The following is a 9159-nucleotide window of genomic DNA, read 5'->3' on the forward strand; positions in this document are numbered from 1 at the left end:
AATATGTTCAAACTGTGGGCATAAACAGAAAATGCCATTGCACTTGAGAACTTATAAATGTAGTGAATGCAGTTTTGAAGCTGACAGAGATTTTAATGCTGCTGTCAACTTGAAAAACTATGTGAATCAGTAGCTTGAGTTCCAAGCGAATTTAAGCCTGTGGAGAGAAGAAGGTTACAGACTGCGGTCGGTGATTCTCATAGAAGCAGGAAGATAACTCCAAAGCTCATGCAATCGTGCATGGGTAAGTTTGGGTAAGTTTAGTAGAACGGTTTCCTAACCCTTTCAAGGGGATAAAAAGCAGTCTAGGGATGGGGGGTAGCTGGTTCCCTCGCCAAATCCAATCCACCAAGAGAAAGTAAACTTCAGTATTTTCTTGCCTCTGGCTTTCCTGCGGAATGCTGCGCAAACAGCGGTCGGTACTGATAACTGATAACTGATAACTGAAATGACCATCCATGATCAAACAAACCTAGCAAAATCTAAAGTGTTGATCGTTGATGACGATCCCCAAAACATCTACATTCTGCTGGAAATTCTCAAAAATGATTATGCAATTGTGGCAGCAAAAAATGGCAAAAAGGCTCTAGAGTTAGCGATACAAAAGCCCCAACCCGATTTGATATTACTAGATGTGATGATGCCAGATATGGACGGTTATACCCTTTGTGAAGCAATTAAAGCGCGTCTAGAAACCCAAGATATTCCCATTATTTTCATCAGTGCACTCGATAGGGCTTTAGATAAAGTCAAAGCGTTTGATGTCGGGGGAATTGACTATATTACTAAGCCATTTCAACGCGAAGAAATTTTGGTTCGCATTGCTACCCACATTGAAGTCTATCATCTCCGGCAACGGCTTTATCAGCAGACTATACAACTGACTGAGAAAAACCAAAAATTACTCCGAATTAATCAAGATTTACAAGTTCAATATCACCAGATAAAAACCACACAACTTCAATTAGTTCAAGCTGAAAAAATGGCATTTTTGGGTGAATTAATGGCAGGAATTGCCCATGAAATTAATAATCCAATAGGCTTCATCAAGGCCAATATCCAGCCTGCTCAAACTTATGTGCATAGATTATTTGGTCTAATTGATTTTCTGCTGCAAGAGTGCCCCAGTAATGCGATCCAGATTCAAGATGAACTCGAAGTGGCGGATTTGGAGTTGATCCGTGAAGATCTACCCAAGCTCATTAACTCAATGGATTTAGGTATCGATCGCATCTGTGAAGTTAGCAAGAGCCTGAGAATCTTCTCTCGCTACGATCGAGACAACAAAGTTAAATTTAATCTGCATGATGGGATAGATAGCACCTTGATCATTCTCAAGCACCGCACTAAAAGCAACAAAGATCGGCCAGCAATAGAGACCGTTAAAAATTACGGTAATATTCCTGAAATTTATTGTTTTCCAGGACAGCTTAATCAGGTTTTCATGAATCTGCTTGCTAATGCCATTGATGCCATTGATGAAGCTAATAAAGGCAAAACTTTTGCTGAAATCAACGCCGATCCGAATCGCATCACAATTGAGACTAAAATGCTAGAATATGAGCAGGTTCAGGTTTGCATTCAAGATAATGGCTGTGGTATGACACCTGAAACCCAAGACCAGATTTTTGAGCAGGGATTTACTACTAAAGAGATCGGCAAGGGAACTGGACTGGGGATGGCGATCGTCTACCAAATTGTCACGGAAAAACATGAGGGAACAATTACTTGTAAATCAGAATTGGGTGAAGGCACAGAGTTTATTATTTCTCTTCCTATTAAATGATGTTCCATCAAGAAAATGTCTCTCTAACTGAACTCATTCCTCCATGAAATAGATTCATGAAAGTCCCATTTATATCCAAAAAAATTCGATTTTCCTTCGATCGCGTCACTTTACTGGCTTGCTTGGTGATGCCGATAATCCAATACGGATTAGCAAAGATGTCGGTATACTTATCCGATACCAATGGCGCAAGTGCTATTTGGCCGACAGGGGGATTCTACTTAGCGTTTCTCCTGATTTTCCGATGGCGGATTTGGCCAGCACTATTTTTAGCTGAGATAGTTGGTAATTCCCTGTTTTACGAAACCGCCTCCGCGATCGTGTCCATAACCTTGGTGGATGCCACCGAAACTCTCATTCTCGGATTTTTCATTCAACGTTGGATCGGACACCATCGATTTCTCAACTGCTCTCAAGATTTCTTTAAATTCTTGGCAATTGTATTAGGATTAACTGCTATCAGCTCTACTCTGGCCACTGGATGCCTATGCCTGCACGGAATTGCTTCTTGGAGAGACTTTATCATAACATGGCGACTTTGGTACGTTGCTGTTGTCGGTGGCATTACCATTGTTACCCCCGCGTTACTTAGTTGGGTGTATTGGAAAAATCGGCAGCGATGGCGGGGTTGGCAGATTGGAGAATTTGCCCTACTTCTTGGTTCGACCATAGGTATTAGCTATATTTCCTTTTGGCAGGATTACGCTTTAGAATACATGACACTTCCCCTCTTGATGTGGTGTGCATTTCGATTTCAGCGACAAGAATTAACCTTGCTGGTCTTTTTGATTGATGGTATGGCAATTGTAGCTACGCACCAGGGTTTTGGTGCTTTTGTTCGCGACGATCTATCGCAGTCTTTGGTCTTGCTGCAATCATTTATTTTGGTGGTAGGGTTGACTGGCTACATTCTTTGCGCAATTCTCAATGAGAATCGCCTAGCTGCTCTTAAACTGATCGAAACCAATAATGAATTGGAACAACGAGTAGTAGAACGCACTTCAGAACTACAACAAGCCAAAGAAGTTGCTGATACGGCCAATCAAGCTAAGAGTGAATTTCTGGCCAACATGAGCCACGAATTACGAACTCCTCTCAACGGCATCCTCGGTTATGCCCAAATTTTGGCAAGCGCCCAACTTCCCTCCCAGAAGCAGCGCGATGGGGTTAATATCATTTACCAATGCGGTTCCCATTTACTTGACCTGATTAACGACATTTTAGACCTTTCTAAAATTGAAGCTCGAAAACTTGAGTTAGTGCCCACAGCACTGCATTTTCCTTCTCTACTGCAAAGTGTGGTAGAAATGTGTAAAGTCCGGGCGGAATATAAAGGGATTAATTTTATTTATCAAGTTAGTTCCCGTCTGCCTGATGGAGTAGTTGCTGATGACAAGCGACTGCGTCAAGTGTTAATCAATCTACTGGGTAATGCGATTAAATTTACCGATCGCGGTTCAGTGACATTAGCGGTAGATATACTGGACAGCTATCAGGCCAAAGTATCTTTGCTATTTCAGGTCATTGATACGGGAGTAGGTATTGCTGAAGAGGATCTGCAGCAACTATTTACAGCTTTTGAACAAGTAGGCGATCGCCACAAACAATCTGAAGGGACTGGACTAGGATTGACCATCTCCGAGCAAATTGTACAACTAATGGGAGGAACAATTGATGTGAAAAGTCAATTAGGTCAAGGCAGCAAATTCTCCTTTACCATCGAACTTCCCTTGGTAGACAATTGGGTGCAACAACAGGGAGGAAGAGAAAGGGACGATCGGATTATCGGGTACGAGGGAGATCGATGCAGTATCCTAATTATCGATGACCGTTGGGAAAATCGAGCTGTGCTATCTAGTCTCCTCAAACCTTTGGACTTTATTGTCATTGAGGCAGAAAATGGTCAAGAAGGATTGGCCCAACTGCGGGAGTTGCAACCGGATTTAGTAATTACTGACCTTGTTATGCCAGTGATGGATGGCTTTGAATTGCTCCAACATATTCGCAATACTGAGGACTTAAAGCATTATCAAATCATTGTTTCCTCAGCATCTGTATCCCTCATTGACCAGCAAAAAGCACTCCAGAACGGAGGCGATCGCTTCTTGAGCAAACCTGTTAATGCCAGGGAACTATTTGCAATAATTTCGGAATGTTTGGATTTAAAATGGCTGTACGAAGCTCCCGAGGAATTGGAGCAATTGCCGGATAACAACCGTAATTTACAAGATGAAGTAGTGCAAGAGATGCTTCTACCACCTCCTGAATATCTTGAAGAATTACTGGTAATCGCCCACCAAGGAGATCCAACAGAAATTTGTGATAAAATAGAGACTTGGGATAGTTCCTATCTTGAATTTACTGCTCCTATTATCCAACTTGCCAATGAATTTAAAATTGAAGAAATTGAAGAGTTATTGCAAAACTATTTAAGTCTAAAAACTAATAATTAATGATGTCAAATAAAGGACAAATATTAGCCGTTGATGATATCCCCGCCAATTTGAAAGTGATTAGCGAAACATTACGCAATGCGGGATATGCTGTTTCTACCGCCATAGATGGAGAAAGGGCACTCAAACGCCTGCAACATTATCAGCCAGATTTAATTTTACTAGATATTTCAATGCCTGGTATTGATGGCTTTGAAACCTGTCGTCGTCTCAAAGCAGATCCGAATACTAGCCATATTCCAGTTATTTTTCTCACTGCACTTTCAGATACTGTGAATAAGGTTAAAGGTTTGGAACTCGGAGGAGTGGATTATATTACTAAACCTTTCGAGCAGGCTGAACTTTTAGCAAGAATCAAAGTTCATATTAATCTCAAAAAAGCACAAATGCAATTAATCCAAGAATCAAAACTATATATGTTAGGAGAATTGGTTGCTCGGATTGCTCATGAGATTAATAATCCAATGACTTTTATCTATACAAATATCGATCATGCTGCACAATATCATGAAGAACTGATCCATCTCTTAGAATTATACGAGGCTCAATTTCCAACTCCTTCTCAGGAGATCGAAGATTGGCGAGAAGAAATAGATTTATCCTTTCTCAAACAAGATTATCTCCAATTGCTCGAATCAATGAGGTTAGGAGCAGAACGCATCAAAAGCATTGTAGTGTCTTTGCGTTCTTTTGCCAAGTTAGATGAGGCCGAATGGAAATTATTCGATCTGCATGAGGGCTTGACAAATACTGTGATGTTATTGTCTTATCACTTACAAGGGAACTCCGCTAGGGAAGCAGTAAAAGTCGTTAAAAATTACGAAGAGTTGCCGTTAGTTTATTGTAACCCTGCTCAATTGAATCAAGTTTTTATGAACTTACTAATGAATGCAATTGAGGCAATCAATGAAAAATACTCAAATTGTGAGCCAGAAGAAGAGGCAATGCTTGAATACCCAGAAATAGTTATATCTACTTCCTTTGAAATTGTCGATCGCGAAAACTTAGCTTGCATTCATATTGTAGATAATGGTATTGGCATATCGGAGACCATACAACCACAAATATTCGATCAATTTTTTACGACGAAATCAACTGGAAAAGGAACGGGTTTGGGCTTGGCGATCGCCAAGCAAATTGTTACAGAAAAACATGAGGGGAAAATTACCTATACATCAGAATTAGGTAAAGGGACGAAATTTACAATCGCCATTCCCATAGATAGAAAAAATCAATTTGGCTATTGAGTAGGGGAGTGTGGGGAGATGAGGAGAGCGAGAAAGATTTGGCAATGGCACATCACAAAATTTAATTGATTTATTGCAGCTTTATCAACAAGGATTCGATTGGAATAGCGAAACAACTCAAGATAAAATTGAGGAGATAGAATTAGACTATCTGATAGAATATTTGCCAGAAATGCTCGAATCAATGAGACAAGGAACTAATCGCATTACCGAGATTAGCAAATCCATGATAATCTTTTCTCGTAGTGATACTGTAGCAAAAGTTTCATTTAACATCCATCAAGGAATAGATAGCACTTTATTAATTCTCAAACATCGACTCAAAGCTAATACATTCCGCCCAGAAATAGAAGTAGTAAAAAACTATAATAATTTGCCAGAAATCAACTGTTATCCAGGACAACTAAATCAAGTATTTATGAATATTATTGCCAATGGAATAGATGCATTAGACGAAGCAAGTGAAGGTAGGATTTACACAGACATTGAAGCCAATAATAATTGCATTACTATGAGTACCAGATTAAGTATAGATAAAAAGAGTGTCATAGTAGAAATTGCTGATAATGGTCCAGGAATGAGGGAACAAGTGCGCTCAAAAATATTTGACCAAGGATTTACAACGAAAGGAGTAGGCAAAGGAACAGGATTAGGAATGGCAATATCTCAGCAAATTATTCAAGAAAAACATGGGGGAGCCATTGATTGTATATCAGTATTAGGCAAAGGCACAAAATTCATCATTACTTTACCTTTCAGTTAAAGCTAATAATTTTTCTAATGCAACTACAATATATACTATGCCTTTATATTTAATCACCCAACCTTAATTATATAACATTATTTAATTAAAATAGTGAGATGATTCACAAGTTATTCAAATTTTACCTTTAGAATTGGAATTAGAGAAAACTATCAAAAAGTGTTGGGGAAACTGGCCATGAACTTAACTATCACACCCTTAAGTGATTACGAAATCGGTGACTTAATACATGAGAGCGAGCGCACTGTTGTCTATCGCGCAGTCGCTAAAGCAGATGCTCAACCAGTGGTGATTAAACTGATGCACAATCAGTTTCCTTCCTTTCATGAATTAGTCCAGTTTCGCAACCAATACACCATTGCTAGGAATCTGTCTGTTGAAGGTATTGTCAAACCATTAGCTCTCTTTAGTTATCAAAATGGCTATGCTCTAATCATGCCAGACTTTGGTGATATTTCTTTAGGCGAATATTATCAAGGTTCGTCCCCCCGTGAAGTCAAGGATATATCCCAATTTTTAGACATCGCAATTCAGATAGCAGAAATAGTCTATCAATTACACCAAAATCGAATTATTCATAAAGATATTAAACCCGCAAATATACTAATTAATCCCGAAACTGAACAAGTAAAAATTATTGACTTTAGTATTTCTACTTTATTGCCAAAAGAAACTCAAACGATTCAAACACCAAATGTCTTAGAAGGAACTTTAGCTTATATTTCTCCAGAGCAAACAGGCAGGATGAACCGAGGAATAGATTATCGCAGCGACTTTTATTCGTTAGGGGTAACATTTTTTGAGATGTTAAATGGAAGATTACCCTTTGAGAATACTGATCCTATAGAATTAGTGCATTGTCATTTGGCGAAAGTACCTGTATTAGTCAACACAGCAGAAATTCCTGTAGTGTTATCACAGATAGTAATGAAACTGATGGCAAAAAATGCGGAAGATAGGTATCAGAGTGCTTTGGGTTTAAAATATGATTTGGAAAAATGTCGGCAGGAATGGCACAAGAAGGGAGAAATAGAAAATTTTGAGCTGGGAGAGCAGGATATCAGCGATCGCTTTCTCATTCCCGAAAAACTCTACGGTAGGGAAGCAGAAATTCAGACTTTGCTTGATGCCTTTGAGCGTGTTGCCTGTGGTGAAACAGAAATTATGTTGGTGGCAGGATTTTCTGGTATTGGTAAAACTGCTGTTGTTAATGAAGTGCATAAACCTATTGTCAGGCAACGTGGGTATTTCATTAAAGGCAAATTTGACCAGTTTCAACGTAATATTCCCTTTTCTGCTTTGGTGCAAGCGTTTCGAGACTTGATGAGGCAACTGTTGAGTGAAAATGATAATCAACTTGAGAAGTGGAAAGCAGAAATACTTGATGCTGTAGGGCAGAATGGACAAGTTATTATCGATGTGATGCCAGAGTTAGAGAACATTATTGGAGAGCAACCTCCCGTTCCGGAATTATCTGGTAGTGCTGCACAAAATCGGTTTAATCTGTTGTTTCAAAAATTTATTCAGGTATTTGCAACAGAAACTCACCCTTTAGTTATCTTTATTGATGACTTACAATGGGCAGATACGGCATCTCTAAAATTGATGCAATTATTGATGAGTGAAGCCTCCAATTCCTATTTATTGATGATAGGGGCATATCGGGATAATGAGGTGTTTCCTGCCCATTCGTTGATGTTAACCCTAGATGATATTGGGAAAACAGGTGCCACTATTAACACTATTACATTAACACCTTTGTCTAAGGATAATATTAATCGTTTAGTGGCGGATACCCTGAGTTGTGATGGAGAAGTGGCGAAACCGTTAACGGAGTTAGTGTATCAGAAGACGAAAGGAAATCCGTTTTTTACGACTCAGTTTTTGCTGGGTTTGTATAGGGATGAATTAATTCAGTTTAATTTTGAAGTTAGGCATTGGGAATGTGACATTACTCAGGTAAGGCAAAGAGCGCTTACTGATGATGTGGTGGAGTTTATGGCTGGAAGGTTACAGAAGTTGCCATCAGAAACAATGGAGATGTTGAAGTTAGCTGCCTGTATTGGGAATCAGTTTGATTTGGCTACTTTAGCAATTGTTTGTGAACAATCGGAGGGGGATACTGCTACAGCTTTGTGGAAGGCTTTGCAAGAAGGGTTTGTTTTGCCTCAAAGTGAAGTTTATAAGTTTTATCTGAGTCGCGATCGCAATAGCGCAAGTGTCGAAAAAACTGAAAATGCCCAATATCGTTTTTTGCATGACAGGGTTCAACAGGCTGCTTATTCTCTGATTCCTGACGAACAAAAACAAACTACTCACTACCATATCGGACAAATGCTTTTGGAGAAAATCCCACCAGAAGCAAGAGAAGAACGAATTTTTGAGTTGGTAAGTCAATTTAACTATAGTAAGAATTTAATTGTTAAACAGGAAGAGTGTAACCAACTTGCTGAACTCAACTTGATAGCTTGTCGCAGAGCTAAGGCTTCAGCTGCCTATAATGCTGCTTTAGAATATTGCGATATTGCCCTAAATTACCTGGAAAAAGAAAGTTGGCAAAACCAGTATGACTTGACGCGGGATTTACACTTACTTGCTATTGAATTAGAGTATCTAAACTCTCATTTTGATCGTTCCAGAGAACTAGCCAATTCAACACTGAAATACACTGAAGATATCTTGGACAATGTGGCAATATGCAAACTCAAGGTTCAATCCTATATCGTTCAGAATCAGATGTTGGAAGCCATTAATACTGGCATAGAAGCCTTGCAATTACTAGGTTATTCTTTGTTAGATACTCCTAATATTGAGATTGCCGATCTAGAAATCCCTCCACTGGAAGCAATTGAAAATCTTAAAGAAGTAGACGATCCAAAGAAATTAGCGAAGATTGAACTCCTTGCCAGC

6 protein-coding genes are annotated in these 9159 nt (G+C 39.2%); all 6 read left to right on the forward strand.

Going from position 1 to position 9159, the window contains the following annotated elements; all coding sequences use genetic code 11:
• The first annotated feature begins 1 nt into the window (after nucleotide 1).
• Nucleotides 2-133 (forward strand): zinc ribbon domain-containing protein, encoded by a 132-nt coding sequence (locus tag AC3DU7_RS16860; protein ID WP_488040483.1) that lies wholly within the window; start codon nucleotides 2-4, stop codon nucleotides 131-133.
• 315 nt (nucleotides 134-448) lie between these two features.
• Entirely contained in the window at nucleotides 449-1786 is a 1338-nt protein-coding gene (locus AC3DU7_RS16865; protein WP_488040478.1) for a hybrid sensor histidine kinase/response regulator, read from the forward strand.
• 56 nt (nucleotides 1787-1842) lie between these two features.
• On the forward strand, nucleotides 1843-4239 hold the full coding sequence (locus AC3DU7_RS16870; RefSeq protein ID WP_488040479.1) for an MASE1 domain-containing protein: 2397 nt from the start codon (nucleotides 1843-1845) through the stop codon (nucleotides 4237-4239).
• Complete coding sequence (locus tag AC3DU7_RS16875; RefSeq protein WP_488040480.1) at nucleotides 4239-5486, forward strand: sensor histidine kinase; 1248 nt, start codon at nucleotides 4239-4241, stop codon at nucleotides 5484-5486. The genes AC3DU7_RS16870 and AC3DU7_RS16875 overlap by 1 nt, the downstream gene beginning before the upstream one ends.
• A 73-nt stretch (nucleotides 5487-5559) precedes the next feature.
• Nucleotides 5560-6249 carry a sensor histidine kinase gene (locus tag AC3DU7_RS16880; protein WP_488040481.1) on the forward strand — a complete coding sequence of 230 codons (690 nt, stop codon included), beginning with the start codon at nucleotides 5560-5562 and terminating at the stop codon, nucleotides 6247-6249.
• 177 nt (nucleotides 6250-6426) lie between these two features.
• A partial coding sequence (locus tag AC3DU7_RS16885; RefSeq protein ID WP_488040482.1) for an ATP-binding protein occupies nucleotides 6427-9159 on the forward strand: 2733 nt, incomplete at its 3' end.

The sequence above is a fragment of the Okeania sp. genome, assembly GCF_983059655.1.